Here is a 16,006-nt window from a genome sequence, read left to right as displayed (position 1 = left end):
GGTTGGCGGGCTCTTGAGACGTTGCGCTAAACGCCTCAAGCCGGACGGGGCATGCGCCCCGTCCGGAACCGTTTCCAGCGGCCGGGGCGAAAGGGATCGGGGACGGCGAAACGTGCGGGACGGGGTGCATACTCCGTCCCGCCTTCAGAGATGCCCGGTCCAGAGCAAAACACAACACAACGCCTGTCATTTTGGGCGCGGTTTAAACAGTGGATAGGACGATTAGGTTGAACCCGTGAAACAGATTCTGCAAAACCTCAAGGATGGCCACACCCAAGTGGCGGATGTCCCCTGTCCGCGTGCCGGGGCTGGACACCTGTTGATCCGCTCGACCCGTTCGCTGATTTCGGCCGGGACCGAGCGGATGTTGGTCGATTTCGGCAAGGCTAACCCCATCGAGAAGGCCCGCCAGCAGCCCGACAAGGTGCGGATGGTGCTGGATAAGATGAAGACCGATGGACTGGTGCCGACCCTGGAGGCGGTGCTGAACAAACTGGAGCAGCCCTTGCCGCTCGGGTATTGCAACGTCGGCGCGGTCGCTGAGTTGGGCGCCGGGGTGACGGGTTTCGCGGTCGGCGATCGGGTGGCCTCGAATGGCAAGCATGCCGAGATGGTCGGTGTCCCGGTGAATCTCTGCGCCCGCCTTCCGGACGCGGTGTCCGATGAGTCGGCGGCCTTTACCGTGATCGGCGCCATTGCCCTGCAGGGGATCCGGCTGGTGCAGCCGACGCTGGGCGAGGCGGTGGTGGTGACCGGGCTGGGGCTGATCGGTCTGATGACGGTGCAGTTGCTGCGCGCTCAGGGGTGTCGGGTGTTGGGGCTGGATTTCGATCCGGCCAAGCTGGCGCTGGCGCGCGACTTTGGCGCCGAGACGGTGGATCTCTCCGCCGGGCAGGATCCCGTCGCGGCGGCGTTGGCCTTTTCGCGCGGGCGCGGGGTGGATGCGGTGCTCATCACCGCCTCGACCCAGAGCAACGAGCCGGTCCATCAGGCGGCGCTCATGTGCCGCAAGCGCGGGCGGATCGTGCTGGTCGGGGTGATCGGACTGGCCTTGTCGCGTGCGGATTTCTTCGAGAAGGAATTGACGTTCCAGGTTTCCTGTTCCTATGGTCCGGGTCGCTATGACCCCGCGTATGAGGACGGAGGGCAGGATTATCCGGTCGGTTATGTGCGCTGGACCGAGCAGCGCAACTTTGAAGCCGTGCTGGATATGTTGGCGGATGGGCGGATCGATGTGTCGCCGCTGATCTCGCATCGTTTCTCGCTGGATGAGGTGGAGGCGGCCTATGCGGTGGTCGGTGGGTCCGAGCCGTCGCTGGGCATTCTGCTGGAGTATCCGACCGAGGCCGAGACACCGCTGGAGCAACTGACCCGGCGGACGGTGCAACTGAAACAGGCGCCGGTGGCGTCCGGGACGGGGCGGGGCCGGCCGACGGTCGGTTTCGTCGGTTCCGGCAACTATGCGACCGGGGTGCTGATCCCGGCCTTCGCGAAGACCAAGGTACGGCTCAAGTCGGTGGCCTCCAGTGGCGGAGTCAGCGGCGTGCATGCCGGCAAGAAGCACGGTTTCGAGGAGACGACCACGGATTCGGCCGGTCTGATCCAGGATGCGGCGATCGATACGGTGGTCATTACGACCCGGCACGATTCGCACGCGCGGTTTGTCTCTGACGCGCTGGCGGCCGGGAAGCATGTGTTCGTCGAAAAGCCGCTGGCGCTCAATCGCGCGCATTTGCAACGGATTCGCGAGGTCTACGAACCGCTGGCGGAGCAGGGCCGGGCGCCGCTGTTGATGGTCGGCTTCAACCGGCGCTTCTCGCCCTTGGTGCGGAAGGCCAAGTCATTGCTCGCCGGGGTGCGCGAGCCGAAGTCGTTCGTGATGACGGTGAACGCGGGCGACATCCCGGCGGATCATTGGACGCAGGATCCGGCGGTCGGCGGTGGCCGGATCATCGGCGAGGCGTGCCATTTTATCGATCTGCTGCGGTTTCTGGCGGATGCGCCGGTGACGGCCGTTCAGTCCATGATGATCGGGAAGGCTGCCGGGGTTGCGATCCGGGATGACAAGGTGAGCATTTCATTGTCGTTCGAGGATGGTTCTTTCGGGACGGTGCATTATCTGGCGAACGGGCATAAGTCTTTTCCGAAGGAACGTCTGGAGATCTTCGGCGGCGGGCGGATCCTGCAGTTGGATAACTTCCGGGTGTTGCGCGGGTTCGGCTGGCCGGGCTTTAAGCAAATGAAGCTGTGGCGGCAGGATAAGGGGCAGGCGGCGTGTGTCGCGGCCTTTGTCGAGGCGGTGGCGGCTGGGGGCGTTGCGCCGATACCCTATGAGGAGTTGATTGAGGTGGCGGAGGTGACGTTCGAGGTCGTCGACCAACTGGGGGGTTAGGATTCAGGCAGTCCGCGGATGCGGTGAGGTCTCGATCGTGAGCGGTGAAGCTGGTGGGCTTGCTCTTGAGGCGTTGAGCTGACGCGACTGATGCGGTTCGCGAAATCACCGCGTCTATGCAGGCTGGCAGCCGAGAATCCGGAGATATGGCTATCAAGATTTTTGTACGCACTGCACGAGTAAATATCGATGATGAATTGGCAGAACCACATCCTTGTTGACCCCGCGATTTGTCACGGGAAGGCTTGTATTAAGGGCACGCGAATTCCGGTTGCCGTGATTCTGGACAATCTTGCCGCTGGCGAGGGGATTCCCGCCATTCTGAGGAGTTATCCCACACTGCAAGCCGACGACATTCAAGCCGCACTGACCTATGCCGCCGAACTGGCCCGTGAACGCATCGTCGTTTTGCCGGATGCGGCTTGATGCGCTTCAAAGTCGATGAGAACCTACCTGTCGAGATTGCGGAATTGCTGCGTCAACATGCTCACGATGCGTTGACCGTCACCGAGCAACAACTCAATGGTCAGCCCGACGCGCATATCGCCGACGTCTGTCAAGCCGAGGGCAGAGCCCTGGTGACGCTGGATCTCGATTTCGCCGACATTCGCGGCTATCCACCGGGCGACTATGCCGGCATCATCGTGTTGCGCCCTGCTACCCAATCCATCGTCAGTGTGTTGAACTTATTACAGCGCTTATTGCCGCTGCTGGTCGAGCAACCGTTGATCGGAACCCTGTGGGTCGTGGACGAGCGTCAGGTACGGATCCGTGGTGAGCCCTAGCCCGCGTGGAAGGATGCGGTGAGGCACGAACCGCATCTATGCTGGCTGGGGCGAGATGCTTCGGAATTCCCGGAGTGTCTCTTTCCGGATATGATGTGCGGGTTGTTTCTCAACCGCTACGGTGTCACGGCAAAACATGGATCGATTCCTGCTGTTCACACGTACCATCCGTTATCTGAAGTGGAAGCAGGTTGTCTGGCGTCTTTACCTCGTGTGGGCGCGAGCGACTCAACGGGTTCAGCCTGTTCCTCTATTGGTCTGTCTCAAACCCTATCCCTTGGTCGCTCCGATCGAACGTGCGCCGGGTTGGCTGGGAGACGGTTTCCGCTTCCTGAATCGCGAGGTGCGTTGTCACTCGATCGACTGGAATGCCTCCGATCGACCGAAACTCTGGCTCTATAACCTGCATTATTTCGACTATCTGCAGCAGCCGAGTCTGGATCAGGCTGATGGCATTGCGCTGATTCTGGACTGGGTCGAGCGAAATCCGCCATTTCAGGGGAACGGTTGGGAGCCGTATCCCATTTCGCTGCGCATCGTGAACTGGCTCAAATTCCTGTGTCGGGAGCGGCTCGATCCGGCGACCGAGGCGCGCATCGCGCAATCGCTCTATCAGCAGGCACGTCATCTGCGACGGACGCTGGAGTACCATCTGCTCGCGAATCATCTCTTCAAGAACGGTGTTGCATTGCTCTTCGCCGGTGCGCTGATGAAGGGTGGCAGGGAGCCGGAGGAGTGGTCTCGGAAAGGGGTCGAGATTCTGCGGGCCGAGATCGCCGAGCAGATTCTCCCGGATGGTGGACACTTCGAGCGTTCGCCCATGTATCACGCCATCATCCTGGAGGATGTGCTGGACTGTCTGAATTTGCTCAGCAACGCAAACGCAAACGCAACCGTGTCCTTCGGCGATCTCCCCTCACCCCAACCCCTCTCCCCGCTGGGGAGAGGGGCTTTGGAAATGGGTGCTTTAGCTGATCTTAGACCGTCGCGAAGCCACGCCCACCCAATCAAACCAAAATCTGAAAACGTCGAAGTCAACCTGCGCTCGACGGCTGAGAGGATGCTGAGCTTTCTGCAGGATATCGTCCATCCGGACGGAAGTTATCCGCGCTTCAACGATTCGGCGGAAGGCGTGGCTCCAACGCTCGATCAGTTGCGCCGTTATGCCGTGCGATTGAATATCCCCGTTCCGCCCTTCTCACCCCCAGAGGCGGCTCCCGCCGTGATCGAGAAAGCGGATTTCGGGCTCTGTGTTCTCTCGAACGGGCCGTGGCGTTGTCTCGTCGATTGCGGGCCGATCGGACCGGACTATCAGCCGGGACATACGCACTGCGATACCCTGAGCTTCGAGTTGACGCTGGACGGCGTTTTGGTTGCGGTCAATGCGGGAACCTATGAATATGCCGGATCCGAGCGAAACCGCTTTCGCGCGACCCGCGCGCATAACACGCTGGAACTCGACGGGCAGGAGCAGCATGAGATTTGGTCGACCTTTCGCGTGGCGCGTCGGGGTTATCCGCGACAGATCCAGGTGCGTGGCGGCGGTGGACTGGCGACTTTCTCCGGTCAGCATACGGGCTATCGGCGGCTCCTCGGCCGGCCGATTCATCAGCGGACCTTGACGCTTTCCGCTTCGGGATTGCATGTCGTCGATCAGGTGTTGTCGAGTGGTCGGCATCGGGCGATCAGTCGGGTACATTTGCATCCTGACGTGGAGCTTCGCGGGTGTGACGAGACGGTGGCGGAGTTATCCGTGGCTGGTCGACGCTTGTTGATGAAGCTGGAAAGCGGCAGGCTGTCGGTCGGCGAGTATGACTTTTCTCGTGAGTTTGGTTTGTTGGAACCGGCTAAGGTTTTGATCGTCGCCGATGCTCGGTCGACAGCGCTACGCCTGTCTTATCGATTGGAATTCGAATGAAAATTTTGTTTCTCTCCCATTATTTTCCGCCCGAGGTCAATGCGCCCGCGACGCGTACCTTCGAGCACTGTCGTCAATGGGTCCGCCTCGGGCATGACGTCACCGTGGTGACTTGCGCGCCCAATCATCCGCGTGGCGTTCTTTACGCCGGTTACAGGAATCGGCTGTTTCAGCGGGAGGTGTTGGATGGCGTCAAGGTCATTCGGCTCTGGACCTATTTAACCCCGAACGAGGGGTTTATTAAACGCACTCTGAATTATGTCTCTTATCTGGTCGCCGTCACGCTTGCGCTGCCCTGGCTGCCCAAGTCAGATGTCGTGGTATCGACCTCGCCGCAATTTTTCAACGGGCTCGCCGGTTATTTCGCGAGCCGATTGAAACGCATGCCCTGGGTCTTGGAGATCCGCGACCTGTGGCCTGAGTCGATTCTCGCGGTCGGCGCGATTCAGAACAAGGCGATCATTCGCGTGTTGGAGTGGCTGGAGTTGTTTGCGTATCGCAAGGCCGACCGCATCGTGCCGGTGACGGATGCGTTTCGGCGTGACATGATGGATAAGGGTGTGGACGAACGCAAAATCACCGTGATCAAGAACGGGGTCGATTTGCGTTTTTTTCAGTCTGCTGCCGATGGGTCTGAATTGGCCAGCCAGCTAGGGGTGGAAGGGAAGTTCGTTGCTTCTTATGTCGGCACCCACGGGATGGCGCACCATCTGGAGACCATTCTCGAAGCCGCGGCTTTCATCGATCATCAGGACATCGTCTTTTTGCTCGTCGGCGATGGCGCGGAGCGCAATCGCTTGTTGGCGCTGCGCGATCGGATGGGCCTTAAGAATGTGATCATGCTCGATCAACTGCCGAAAGCCAGCATGCCCGCGCTCTGGTCCATCAGCGATGCGAGCCTGGTGCTGTTGAAAAAGATGGATCTCTTTCGGACGGTGATTCCGTCCAAGATTTTTGAAAGCATGGCGATGGAGGTTCCGATCATTCTCGGTGTCGCGGGAGAGTCTCAGGCGATGATCGAGGAGGCCGAGGCGGGGATTTGTATCACGCCCGAGCGTGCCGACGAGCTTGCCGCGGCGGTCATGCGATTGTACGAGGATCGCGAGCTTGGAAAGCGACTTGGCGCGAAGGGTCGCCGCTATGTCGAGGATCATTTCAACCGTGACCTGTTGGCGGAACGCTACGCAGAGTTACTTGCCGTCTGCGTTCGGCCGCGTTCATCCGCCGTGGGGTAGATGGCTGGGGTGAGGTTTTCAGTTGGAGTCAACCGAAAACGGGAACGGGAACGCGAAGTTGCATCAGTCCGACAAGATGAGTCCCAGGGAGAGCATGTGAAAATATTGACGATCTTTGGCACCAGACCCGAAGCCATCAAGATGGCGCCGGTCGTCCAGGCGCTTGCGGCGGATCCGACGATCGACAGTCTGGTCTGCGTGACTGCGCAGCATCGACAGATGCTCGATCAGGTGCTTCAGTTGTTCGCGATTCGTCCGGATGTCGACCTGGATCTGATGCGGCCGGGACAGGATCTGACGGAGATCACGGCGAATGTCCTCACCGGACTGCGATCTGTCCTGCACGACCTCCGCCCCGATTTAGTGCTGGTTCACGGCGACACCACCACGACCTGCGCGGCGTCTCTCGCGGCTTATTATCAGCGCATCCCGGTCGGACACGTCGAGGCCGGGTTGCGGACCGGTAACATCTATGCGCCGTGGCCCGAAGAGATGAACCGCCGCCTGACTGGTCGCATTGCCGAGTGGCACTTCGCCCCGACCGAAGGGGCTCGCGCGAACCTGTTGCGGGAGGGCGTTGATGCTGATCGCATCACCGTGACCGGCAACACCGTCATCGATGCTTTGTTGGACGTCGTGCGGCGGCTGCGCGAGGATCCCGGGCTTCGCGCGCGCATGGAAGGGCAATTCGCTTTTCTCGATTCCGCCCGTCGCTTGATTTTGGTCACTGGCCATCGACGCGAGAATTTCGGCGACGGGTTCGAACGCATCTGCCAATCGTTGGCAACGCTGGCCGAGCGCGCGGATGTCCAGATCGTCTATCCGGTTCACCTCAACCCGAATGTTCAGGAACCGGTGCGGCGGCTTTTAGGCGGCAAGGGCAACGTTCACCTGATCGAGCCTCTCGACTATCTGCCCTTCGTCGCTTTGATGGATCGGGCCGATATTCTGATCACGGACTCGGGCGGCGTTCAGGAAGAAGCGCCTTCGCTCGGCAAACCGGTTCTCGTCATGCGCGAGACGACCGAGCGTCCCGAAGCGGTCGAGGCCGGCACGGTCCGGCTGGTCGGTACCGATGTGACCGCCATTGTCCGCGAGGCAACGCGCCTACTCGATGACCGGAGCGCTTATGAAGCGATGTCCCGCGCCCATAATCCTTATGGAGATGGGCTGGCTGCTCAGCGTGTCCTCGATTTTATTAAGCTTGGCTTTCAAAGGAACGCTATCCGAAGTCCGACTTAACCGACCACTGACAACAGACATTTCACAATGAATCAAACATTATGCATCATGGGTTTAGGCTATATCGGTCTACCCACCGCGAGTCTGCTGGCGAGTAAAGGCTTCAAAGTCCATGGTGTGGACGTAAGCCCTCATGTCGTGGAGACCATCAATGCCGGGCGTATTCATATCCGTGAGCCGGAACTCGATATCCTGGTCAAATCGGCGGTGCAAAGCGGGCGGCTTCAGGCGGACACTCAACCCGCGCCCGCCGATGTCTTCATTCTGGCGGTTCCGACCCCCTTTAAGGACGGCTATGAACCGGATTTGACGTATGTCGAGTCTGCCACGCGCGCCATCGCTCCTTATTTGGCGCCAGGCAATCTTGTCATTCTGGAATCCACCAGTCCGGTGGGCACGACCGAGCTGGTTGCGCATTGGATTGCGGAGACGCGGCCGGATTTGCGGGTGTCCGGTCGTGGGAGTTCTGAGATTGATGCGCCGGAGGCGATTCATGTCGCTCATTGCCCCGAGCGTGTTTTGCCTGGTCAGATTATTCGCGAGCTGGTGGATAATGATCGCATCGTCGGGGGCATCGACGATGCGTCGACTGCGGCGGCGGCTGATTTTTACCATCTGTTTGTTGCTGGCGAGGTGCTTGTCACCGATAGTCGGACGGCGGAGCTTGCGAAGCTCACTGAAAATACCTTTCGCGATGTCAATATTGCCCTGGCGAACGAACTGTCCCAGATCTGCGATCGTCTTGGGGTCGATGTTTGGGATCTCATTCATCTCGCCAACCATCATCCTCGGGTCAATATCCTGCGTCCTGGTCCGGGCGTCGGGGGACACTGCATCGCGGTTGATCCCTGGTTCATCATTCACTCCGCTCCCGAGCAAGCCCAACTGATCCGCGCCGCGCGCGAGGTGAACAATGGAAAGCCGGGGCAGGTTGTCGCGAAGGTTCGCGCCAAGGCCGCGCGTATTCAAAGCCCGACCATTGCCTGTTTTGGTCTGGCCTACAAACCGGACATTGACGATTTGCGCGAAAGCCCGGCGCTATTGATCACGCGTCAGTTGGCCGAGGAAGGCTTGGGGCGCGTTCTCGCCATTGAACCCCACATCGAAGTGCTTCCTTCATCGTTAGCGGAAGCGGGCGTGACTCTCTGCGGGATTAATGAAGCCTTGGAAGAAGCGGACATCGTGCTTGGACTGGTTGCGCATCGGGGCTTTCGCAAGGTGTCACGGACGGTGCTGCAGGAGAAAATCGTGATCGATACCTGTGGACTGTGGCGGTCGTGAAGGCGAAACGTGTTTACGACGGTCAGTGTCAAGGCAGCCCGCGTAGATGCGGTGACGAAGGAACCGCATCCACGCGGGCTTTACCGATCCGTCCGTGATGGCCTGCGATGGCGATCTGGACGCGGTGTGGCGCGACGATCCGGCGCGAGTGGTGCGCCCCATTGGCGCTCGGGTGCGTTCGACCCCAACGCTTGCGTTGGGGCTGGATGCCGCCGCATCCGACGCTTTCGGTGCGTCGGTCCTGGTCTGCCACGCAGGGCGGTTTCGATACCCGTGATCGGATCGCGGCGGATGACGATCCGATGCGGCGTCTTTTCTCGGGGCTGACGGCGCGACAGGTGGTCTCTCTCCCCGAGGTGCTGGTCCGGATGCGCACGGGCGGCGCCAGTCATCGTTCGCTCGGAAATATCCTGCGGAAATCGTCTGAAGATGATCGGGCGTTACGCGCGAATGGCGTTGGCGGCGTCGGGGCCTTGGCCTGGAAAAATCTGTCGAAGCTGGGGCAGTTTGTGGTGCGGTCGTTGCCCATCATCCCCGATCCTTCTCCCCGTGGGGGATGAAGGGGGAAATGCGCGTCGGAGGCGGCGAGGGAGGAACCGTCAGGATCGCGCGCGCTGCGGTTCCTTGGTCACCGCATCGCGGGCTTAGGCCGCCTGGATGCAGGATGCGACGTGCGCGACGCTGGTCTAGGCTATCCTTGGACGACGAAATTCCGTGGGAACTTCGGATCAACGCCGGGCGGCCTAAGGCGTATCGGATTGACTGCGTGGGGGATGTGATAGGATCCAAGGCCATGCGATCCGAAGAATTAGCTGCCTTAGCGGGCGACATCAAGCCGGTCGATCTGGGACCGGTTCATCATCGTGCGCGTGACGAGGTCGTCCGTCTGGGTAAAGCCACAGGGAAGGAATACGGCGTGGCAGTGTTTGTGGATGGGCGCATCCTGTCTTTTGGTGGTGACCACGAGAATCGGATCGATGTTCCACCGTTCGATGCTCCTCCAGGATCGGTCACCATTCACCACAATCATCCGAGCGGAGATAGCTTCAGCCGCGCCGACCTTCGCGTTTTACTGGAACGCCCTGATTTAGGACGCATTGATGCTCATGGCCACGAAGGATTATGGGCGAGCTGTGAACGTGTAGGCGGATCGCTGACCAAACAGAATGCGATTCTCGCTGTCGAAGACGCGGCGTCACAAGCCAGGTCATTGATTGCGAAAAAGCTCGGTCGACACGAATTGGCTGAAGAGGTGGCGCGCGCGAGCTTGTGGCAAGTGGTGATGTCCTTGCTATTGGAAAGACAAGGCGTTCTCCGGTACGCCTTGAATGCCGAATCGATCATATTGTTGGCGCGTCAGGTTCTAAAATGAAAAAAGAAACAATGAGCTACATCTACGAAGACCCGCCGAGTCTGCGGATTGAGGACTGGGAAGCTTTTTGTGAAAAGATGCGCGAAGAGGTTGCGCTTCACCCAGACAGACAAGACGCGATCGACACGCTCTCCTCATCCGAACGCTTTCTGCGCGAGTTGCGTCAGGAGTGGGCCGCGATCAAGTCTCAAGCCGCCTGAGCGCGCGTCGGATTCGGTGAGGAGCGATACGCATTGATCGCGAGCGATCGTGACTGACCTTTATGAAGGCCGTCATGCCACTCAACGTTTACCTTCATCTCGCACCCACGCTCCAGCGTCACTGCCATTAAGTTAGGTGATTTACGGGAAAGACTTTACCGATTTTCCGTTCGTCCTGAGTCCTGAGTCCTGAGTCCTGAGCCCTTCGGCAAGCCTGTCGAATGGGATGACCGGAAAATCGCGCTCAGAGGCCGACATTGCATCCGTTCATGGTTCGACAAGCTCACCACGAACGGATGCAAGCTCACCACGAACGGATGCAATGTCACCACGAAAGTGGGTATGAGCTTTCCCGGAAATCGCCTAAGGTGGGCGACCACGAGGATAATTGAAGATGGACGTGTCAACCGTGACTCGCAAGGGTCAAGTCATCATCCCGCGTGCTTTACGGCAACGCTTAGGCATTCGTCAAGGGAGCAGGGTGGGGTTTTCGCTTGTCGGCGATCAGGTTCTGATTCGGGTCGTGCATGCCCCAGCATCCGCGCCAACGAGTGGTTTTGGCATGCTCAAAAGCCAACGCGCCGCTGTGCCGGCTGATTTCGATCCGGCAACGCTGTTGTTATTGAAGAAAGAGACGGCGTCGCGCTAGCGATTTCTCATGCGTTGGCCGGGTTGGAATTTGCTGATGCGCTTCACTTGACCAGCTATCGGGACTGCGACCGCATGGCATCGTTCGATGATCGCAAGTTCGCCCGCCGCGCCAAACGCATGAACCTTGCTCCACACGTCTTCGTGCCTTCAAGCCCTTGAATTTATGATTTAAAAAATCATGTTAGGCGTGATGATTCTCTAGCTCATCAACGCGTGCTACAACAGCCTTTCTACCTTGCCCGATACCCTGTCCGCGGTGCGGGAGCAGCAAGGGATTGCGCTGGAATACCTCCTGATCGACGGCGGTTCGTCCGATGGCACGGTCGATTTGATTCGCGCCGAGAGCGGGAGGCCGGGGACGCCGGTTTCGCATTGGCAGAGCGAGCCGGATCAGGAAATCTATGATGCCCTGAATCAAGGGATCGCCCTGGCGACGGGCGAGGTGCTGGGGTATCTGCACGCCGATGATGTCCTGGCGCATCCGCGCGTCCTCCAGCGGGTGGCGGCCTGCTTTGCCGATCCGTCGGTAATGGCCTGCTATGGCGATCTGGACTATGTGTGGCGCGACGATCCGGCGCGGGTGGTGCGGCATTGGACCTCGGGTGCGTTCGACCCCCAACGCCTGCGCTGGGGCTGGATGCCGCCGCATCCGACGCTCTATGTGCGTCGGTCCTGGTATGCCACGCATGGCGGTTTCGATACCCGTTATCGGATCGCGGCGGATTACGATTTGATGCTGCGTCTTCTCTCGGGGCTGACGGCGCGACAGGTGGTCTATCTCCCCGAGGTGCTGGTCCGGATGCGCACGGGCGGCGCCAGTAATCGTTCGCTGCGGAACATTCTGCGCAAGTCCGCCGAGGATTATCGGGCGTTGCGGGCGAATGGCGTTGGCGGCGTCGGGGCCTTGGCCTGGAAGAATCTGTCGAAGCTGGGGCAGTTTGTGGTGCGGTCGTCGCCCCTCATTCCCGGCCATTCTCCCCGTGGGGGAGAAGGGGGAAATGCGCGTCGGAGGCGGCGAGGGAGGAACCGTCAGGATCGCGCGTGCTGCGGTTCCTTGGTCACCGCATCGCGGGCTTAGGCCGGTTCCCTCGCAGGTGGTGCGTCATTGGACCTCGGGTGCGTTCGATCCGAAGCGGCTGCGCTGGGGCTGGATGCCGACACGCTGTTCGATGTGCTCGAACCGGGCGGCGCGGTGATCGTCTCAACGCGATATCCTGGCGATTTGAAGAGTCCATCATTGCGGTGGCGTGGCGACCGGGATCAGGAACAGATGGCTACACCTGTACGACCTGCGCGCATTGCCGACGCTCCGGCGTCGCGTGACCGAACCGGCCGCTGGAGCGGCCAGCCGGCATTCCCGCGCTGGAGCGTACTGGGAACGAGCGCGACGAGCGCGATGATCTGGACGCGAGTATTGGCTGATGCTTGAACTGCTCGACCCCAAGAATGACTATGTCTTCAAGCGTCTGTTCGGCGAGGCGCCCGAGTTGCTGGTTGCCCTGATCAACGATCTGCGCCCGGATCTGCCCGAGATCACGGCGGTGGAGGTGTTAAACCCAACCATCGATGCGGCGGAACTGCGCGGCAAATACATCATCCTGGACGTGCTGGCGCGCGATGCCGCGGGGCATTGTTACAACGTCGAGATCCAGGTGCGCCGCTATGGCGCCTGGCGCCAGCGCGGGCTGTTCTATCTGGCCCGCACCCTGAGCCGACAGTTGGGCACGGGCGAGGATTACAGCGAACTGCGCGCGTCGGTGGGCATTCATTTGCTGGATTTCGATCTGTTCAGCGACACGCTGGCGCAGCGCGGACAAGCGCTTTGGCGCTTCGAGATGCGCGACCAGACGCAGCCTGAGGTCACGCTGGGGAACATCCTGCAGTTGAACCTGATCGAATTGAAAAAGGCCGACCGGCTGGGGCTGGTCCCTGGGCCGCTGTCGGCCTGGGTCACCTTTTTCGAGCACTGGCGGGAGGACGCGACGATGGCGACGATCGAACATGCTCCGATCCGGGAGGCGTTGAACCGAGTGCGTCGGCTGAGCGCCGACGAGGAAGCGCAGCGCCTCGCGTTCGTGCGCGAGCGCGCGCTGCGCGACGAGCTGTCGTTTCTGAAGGAGGCGCGGGAGGAAGGGCGGGAGGAAGGGCGCCAGGAAGCCGCTCGCGAGACGGCGGGTCATCTGCTTCGCCTTGGCCGGCTCAACGAGGACGAGATTGCGGCCGTCACCGGGCTGACGCCGGACGTGGTCCGCGCGATGCGCGCCGGGGATCCGACGGGTTTGGACCCTTCGTCCGAATGACTAAAGCCTTGCGTCATGGACGCTTTCCGGTGGTGACGAGCCGGGAAGTGGTGGAGCATGTATCTGCACCGCGCCACGATGCCGCCACCCTGTTGGATCGGCCGGAGCCGGGCGGCACGGTGATCGTCTCGACGCCCGATCACGGTTATTGGAAGACTCTGGCGATGGCGCTGACCGGCAAAATGGACGCACATTTCACCGCGCTGTGGGACCACGGACCCATCAAGTTCTGGTCGATCCGGACGCTGGGCGAGTTGCTGCGCGAGGCGGGGTTCGTGGACATCCGCCGCGAGCGGGTGGGGCGGATTCCGGTGCTGGCGAAGTCGATGATTGCGGTGGCGCGGCGACCGGGATAAATCTGTGTGTTTTCATCACCAACCCATGCGGAGGCCGTCATGCCGCTCACCGTCTGCCTGACACCCGAGGAAGAAGCCTTATTGGAAGCTGTCAGTCGTCAATCCGCGCGCAGCCAGGATGATTTGGTCCGCCAGGGCATCCGCGAGATCTGTCAGCGATTGTTAGAGCAAACGGGGCCGACGCCCTATGCGTTGGGGCAGGATCTTTTCGGCGCCGGGCATCTGGCCAATGAGCCCACGGATCCCGCGAAACGCCAAATTTGGGAGGCGTTGCATGCCAAACATCGCCGCCTGGGTTGATACCGGGTTCCTCGTTGCCTTGTTTGCACGCAATGACCCGTATCACGCCTCAGCGGTCGAGTTCCTGGCTAAACCTCAACGCCTGGAACTGCATTCGCTCTGGCCCGTCGTGGCCGAAGCCAGTTTCTTTCTCGATACCTCCGGCAAGATTGCGCTGCTGAGTTGGCTGGAGCGCCACGGGGTCATCTTGCATGCACTCAGTGTTGCCGAATTGCCAGCGATTCGTGGGATCTTGAAGAAATATCACGATCTCGCCCCCGATTTCACCGACGCGGCGCTTGTCGCGCTCGCTGGAATCCACGGCATCAACAAGATCATCACCGTTGATGTGCGTGACTTTTCTGCTTATCGGCTTCCCGATGGACGAGCCTTTGAGCGTTTATGGCTATCAAGGCGTTCGCCCATGAAACTCGTCGCCATCGTCCTGACTTTCAACGAATCACCGCACCTGGCGCGCTGTCTGGCGAGTTTGCGGGAGGTCGCCACCGGGATTCCTGCGCGAGGTGGGGTTTGTGGAGATCCGCTTCGAACGGGTCGGGCGGGTGACGGTGCTGGCGAAGTCGATGATCGCGGTGGCTTGACGCCCCGACTAGGCCAGGAGGTCACGGCGCGGGAGGTGTGCTCGGCGCAGTGAGTTTTTGTGTGCGTTATTCGGATCGATCGGCAACATAGACCACAGGCATAGTGTCAGTATGAACACGAGGCAACTCATCAATGAAGCGGTGTCGCTTCCGGTGGAAGAACGTGCGCGAGTGATCGATTCGCTACTGCGTAGTCTGAACCCACCAGCATCAGAGATTGATCAACAATGGATAGAGGAAGCCAAACGGCGTCTTTCTTCGCTTCGATCTGGCCGCATCGAGGCAATTTCGGGAGACGAGATATTCAGGAAGGTACGGGAAAGGTTTGACGAATGAGCTTTTCCTTTCATCCAGAAGCAGAAAAAGAATTAAATGCGGCAATTGATTATTACGAAGAGATCGAGCCTGGTTTGGGATACGACTTCGCACTAGAAGTTCATGCAGCCATCAAGCGCGCAGTGTATTTCGCAAGGTTTGGGGCCGGTTTGAACAATGAGAGTTTGGGCTGTGCTCGCGGATGATGTAAGAAAATCGTTGGTCAGGCGATTCCCGTATGGCATCCTGTACACGGAAGAACAGGAAGGAATCTTCGTCGTTGCGGTGATGAATCTGCACCGTGAGCCAGGCCAATGGAAGAAGCGGCGGTCGATTCCGGTCAGGGACAAACGGCATCCTGCGAGGGCTGGTGCTGGCGGAGGAGCGGCGATTGCTGCGTACAATCGGGCCTTGCCCATGGTGATTGAGGTTATTCCCGATGGTTTCCATGAATCTCGCTGATGCTCAGACGCGGCTGTCGGCGCTGGTCGCGGCCGCCTTGAAGGGTGAGGAGGTTGTTATCGCCAACGCTGGCGAGCCTCTGGTGCGCGTGGTTCCCTGTCAGCCGCGCGTGGCGCCACGTCAGCCGGGACGGCTGCGTGGTCAAATCCGGATCGCCGATGATTTCGACAGCCCGGATGAAGCGATCGTCAAGCTGTTCGAGGAAGGCCGATGAGCGGATTGCGGCTCGACACGCCGTCGATCCTCTGTTTGGTGGCTATTCGGTTCAGGTGCTTCAGCCGACGGCTTGAGCGTCTCTGAGCCGATCGGGTCGGGCTGCATCGTTCGCCGGTGGTCTTGCTGTTGCATTGACGGCAAAACCTGGACAAACGCTTGAAGCTTGGTGGCATGAGCGATCCGGTGACGGTTTCGACGGCCTTACTCAATCAGAGGCTCGTTAACGCGAACGCTCCCCGGATGCTGACCGGATCCGAAATCGAATTGCTGAGGGAAAGCAAGCAGGAAATTGCAGCCCGCGTCGATACGGTGAGGGACGAACTGCGGAAATCGTCTGAAGATGATCGGGCGTTGCGGGCGAATGGCGTTGGCGGCGTCGGGGCCTTGGCCTGGAAGAATC

19 protein-coding genes and 1 pseudogene are annotated in these 16,006 nt (G+C 60.1%); all 20 read left to right on the top strand.

Annotation, left to right across the window (positions count from 1 at the left end; genetic code table 11):
* Positions 1-235 precede the first annotated feature (235 nt).
* The gene (locus tag QZY07_RS16860; protein ID WP_295405262.1) at positions 236-2,392 is read left to right on the top strand and encodes a bi-domain-containing oxidoreductase; all 2,157 of its coding nucleotides are present in this window, start codon (positions 236-238) and stop codon (positions 2,390-2,392) included.
* 189 nt (positions 2,393-2,581) lie between these two features.
* Positions 2,582-2,818, top strand: a complete 237-nt coding sequence (locus QZY07_RS16855; protein ID WP_295405260.1) for a DUF433 domain-containing protein — start codon at positions 2,582-2,584, stop codon at positions 2,816-2,818.
* A complete protein-coding gene (locus tag QZY07_RS16850) occupies positions 2,818-3,177 on the top strand; it encodes a DUF5615 family PIN-like protein (RefSeq protein WP_295405258.1) in 360 nt (119 codons plus the stop codon). The genes QZY07_RS16855 and QZY07_RS16850 overlap by 1 nt, the downstream gene beginning before the upstream one ends.
* Positions 3,178-3,313: 136 nt before the next feature.
* Entirely contained in the window at positions 3,314-5,095 is a 1,782-nt protein-coding gene (locus QZY07_RS16845) for an alginate lyase family protein (RefSeq protein ID WP_295405256.1), read from the top strand.
* On the top strand, positions 5,092-6,330 hold the full coding sequence (locus QZY07_RS16840; protein ID WP_295405254.1) for a glycosyltransferase family 4 protein: 1,239 nt from the start codon (positions 5,092-5,094) through the stop codon (positions 6,328-6,330). Before QZY07_RS16845 ends, QZY07_RS16840 begins: the two co-directional genes overlap by 4 nt.
* Complete coding sequence (gene wecB / locus QZY07_RS16835) at positions 6,331-7,572, top strand: UDP-N-acetylglucosamine 2-epimerase (non-hydrolyzing) (RefSeq protein ID WP_363184391.1); 1,242 nt, start codon at positions 6,331-6,333, stop codon at positions 7,570-7,572. It begins immediately after the preceding gene.
* 27 nt (positions 7,573-7,599) lie between these two features.
* Positions 7,600-8,853 (top strand): UDP-N-acetyl-D-mannosamine dehydrogenase, encoded by a 1,254-nt coding sequence (wecC, locus tag QZY07_RS16830; protein ID WP_295405251.1) that lies wholly within the window; start codon positions 7,600-7,602, stop codon positions 8,851-8,853.
* A 107-nt stretch (positions 8,854-8,960) separates the two neighbouring features.
* A complete protein-coding gene (locus QZY07_RS16825; protein ID WP_295405247.1) occupies positions 8,961-9,413 on the top strand; it encodes a hypothetical protein in 453 nt (150 codons plus the stop codon).
* Between the two features lie 233 nt (positions 9,414-9,646).
* A complete protein-coding gene (locus tag QZY07_RS16820; RefSeq protein ID WP_295405244.1) occupies positions 9,647-10,225 on the top strand; it encodes a hypothetical protein in 579 nt (192 codons plus the stop codon).
* Positions 10,222-10,425, top strand: a complete 204-nt coding sequence (locus tag QZY07_RS16815) for a hypothetical protein (RefSeq protein ID WP_295405242.1) — start codon at positions 10,222-10,224, stop codon at positions 10,423-10,425. The genes QZY07_RS16820 and QZY07_RS16815 overlap by 4 nt, the downstream gene beginning before the upstream one ends.
* A gap of 394 nt (positions 10,426-10,819) precedes the next feature.
* Positions 10,820-11,074 carry an AbrB/MazE/SpoVT family DNA-binding domain-containing protein gene (locus tag QZY07_RS16810; protein WP_295405264.1) on the top strand — a complete coding sequence of 85 codons (255 nt, stop codon included), beginning with the start codon at positions 10,820-10,822 and terminating at the stop codon, positions 11,072-11,074.
* A gap of 237 nt (positions 11,075-11,311) precedes the next feature.
* The gene (locus QZY07_RS16805) at positions 11,312-12,154 is read left to right on the top strand and encodes a glycosyltransferase family 2 protein (protein WP_295405239.1); all 843 of its coding nucleotides are present in this window, start codon (positions 11,312-11,314) and stop codon (positions 12,152-12,154) included.
* Between the two features lie 343 nt (positions 12,155-12,497).
* Positions 12,498-13,376 carry an Rpn family recombination-promoting nuclease/putative transposase gene (locus tag QZY07_RS16800; protein WP_295405237.1) on the top strand — a complete coding sequence of 293 codons (879 nt, stop codon included), beginning with the start codon at positions 12,498-12,500 and terminating at the stop codon, positions 13,374-13,376.
* Entirely contained in the window at positions 13,373-13,732 is a 360-nt protein-coding gene (locus QZY07_RS16795; protein WP_295405234.1) for a methyltransferase domain-containing protein, read from the top strand. Before QZY07_RS16800 ends, QZY07_RS16795 begins: the two co-directional genes overlap by 4 nt.
* A gap of 39 nt (positions 13,733-13,771) precedes the next feature.
* The gene (locus QZY07_RS16790) at positions 13,772-14,032 is read left to right on the top strand and encodes a hypothetical protein (RefSeq protein WP_295405232.1); all 261 of its coding nucleotides are present in this window, start codon (positions 13,772-13,774) and stop codon (positions 14,030-14,032) included.
* Positions 14,007-14,666: a PIN domain-containing protein gene (locus QZY07_RS16785; protein ID WP_295405229.1), complete on the top strand. Its 660-nt coding sequence runs from the start codon at positions 14,007-14,009 to the stop codon at positions 14,664-14,666. Before QZY07_RS16790 ends, QZY07_RS16785 begins: the two co-directional genes overlap by 26 nt.
* 58 nt (positions 14,667-14,724) lie before the next feature.
* Positions 14,725-14,949, top strand: a complete 225-nt coding sequence (locus QZY07_RS16780) for an addiction module protein (RefSeq protein ID WP_295405227.1) — start codon at positions 14,725-14,727, stop codon at positions 14,947-14,949.
* Positions 14,946-15,134, top strand: coding sequence for a type II toxin-antitoxin system RelE/ParE family toxin (locus tag QZY07_RS16775; RefSeq protein ID WP_295405224.1), 189 nt, complete (start codon positions 14,946-14,948; stop codon positions 15,132-15,134). The genes QZY07_RS16780 and QZY07_RS16775 overlap by 4 nt, the downstream gene beginning before the upstream one ends.
* 242 nt (positions 15,135-15,376) lie before the next feature.
* Positions 15,377-15,604 carry a type II toxin-antitoxin system prevent-host-death family antitoxin gene (locus QZY07_RS16770; RefSeq protein WP_295405221.1) on the top strand — a complete coding sequence of 76 codons (228 nt, stop codon included), beginning with the start codon at positions 15,377-15,379 and terminating at the stop codon, positions 15,602-15,604.
* A 173-nt stretch (positions 15,605-15,777) separates the two neighbouring features.
* Positions 15,778-16,006: pseudogene (locus QZY07_RS16765) on the top strand (hypothetical protein); the annotation flags it as partial.

Source organism: uncultured Thiocystis sp. (assembly GCF_903866365.1).
Lineage (GTDB): Bacteria > Pseudomonadota > Gammaproteobacteria > Chromatiales > Chromatiaceae > Chromatium.
The sequence above is the reverse complement of the archived record's forward strand: the minus strand, read 5'-3'. Positions and strand labels throughout refer to the sequence as shown.

Excerpts from the sequence above, each read along its gene's own strand:
- QZY07_RS16855 (WP_295405260.1), top strand. The coding sequence starts at position 2,582 with ATGATGAATTGGCAGAACCACATCCTTGTTGACCCCGCGATTTGTCAC.
- QZY07_RS16850 (WP_295405258.1), top strand. The coding sequence starts at position 2,818 with ATGCGCTTCAAAGTCGATGAGAACCTACCTGTCGAGATTGCGGAATTG.
- QZY07_RS16845 (WP_295405256.1), top strand. The coding sequence starts at position 3,314 with ATGGATCGATTCCTGCTGTTCACACGTACCATCCGTTATCTGAAGTGG.
- QZY07_RS16840 (WP_295405254.1), top strand. The coding sequence starts at position 5,092 with ATGAAAATTTTGTTTCTCTCCCATTATTTTCCGCCCGAGGTCAATGCG.
- wecB (WP_363184391.1), top strand. The coding sequence starts at position 6,331 with ATGGCTGGGGTGAGGTTTTCAGTTGGAGTCAACCGAAAACGGGAACGG.
- wecC (WP_295405251.1), top strand. The coding sequence starts at position 7,600 with ATGAATCAAACATTATGCATCATGGGTTTAGGCTATATCGGTCTACCC.
- QZY07_RS16825 (WP_295405247.1), top strand. The coding sequence starts at position 8,961 with ATGGCGATCTGGACGCGGTGTGGCGCGACGATCCGGCGCGAGTGGTGC.
- QZY07_RS16820 (WP_295405244.1), top strand. The coding sequence starts at position 9,647 with ATGCGATCCGAAGAATTAGCTGCCTTAGCGGGCGACATCAAGCCGGTC.
- QZY07_RS16815 (WP_295405242.1), top strand. The coding sequence starts at position 10,222 with ATGAAAAAAGAAACAATGAGCTACATCTACGAAGACCCGCCGAGTCTG.
- QZY07_RS16810 (WP_295405264.1), top strand. The coding sequence starts at position 10,820 with ATGGACGTGTCAACCGTGACTCGCAAGGGTCAAGTCATCATCCCGCGT.
- QZY07_RS16800 (WP_295405237.1), top strand. The coding sequence starts at position 12,498 with ATGCTTGAACTGCTCGACCCCAAGAATGACTATGTCTTCAAGCGTCTG.
- QZY07_RS16795 (WP_295405234.1), top strand. The coding sequence starts at position 13,373 with ATGACTAAAGCCTTGCGTCATGGACGCTTTCCGGTGGTGACGAGCCGG.
- QZY07_RS16790 (WP_295405232.1), top strand. The coding sequence starts at position 13,772 with ATGCCGCTCACCGTCTGCCTGACACCCGAGGAAGAAGCCTTATTGGAA.
- QZY07_RS16785 (WP_295405229.1), top strand. The coding sequence starts at position 14,007 with ATGCCAAACATCGCCGCCTGGGTTGATACCGGGTTCCTCGTTGCCTTG.
- QZY07_RS16780 (WP_295405227.1), top strand. The coding sequence starts at position 14,725 with ATGAACACGAGGCAACTCATCAATGAAGCGGTGTCGCTTCCGGTGGAA.
- QZY07_RS16775 (WP_295405224.1), top strand. The coding sequence starts at position 14,946 with ATGAGCTTTTCCTTTCATCCAGAAGCAGAAAAAGAATTAAATGCGGCA.
- QZY07_RS16770 (WP_295405221.1), top strand. The coding sequence starts at position 15,377 with ATGAATCTCGCTGATGCTCAGACGCGGCTGTCGGCGCTGGTCGCGGCC.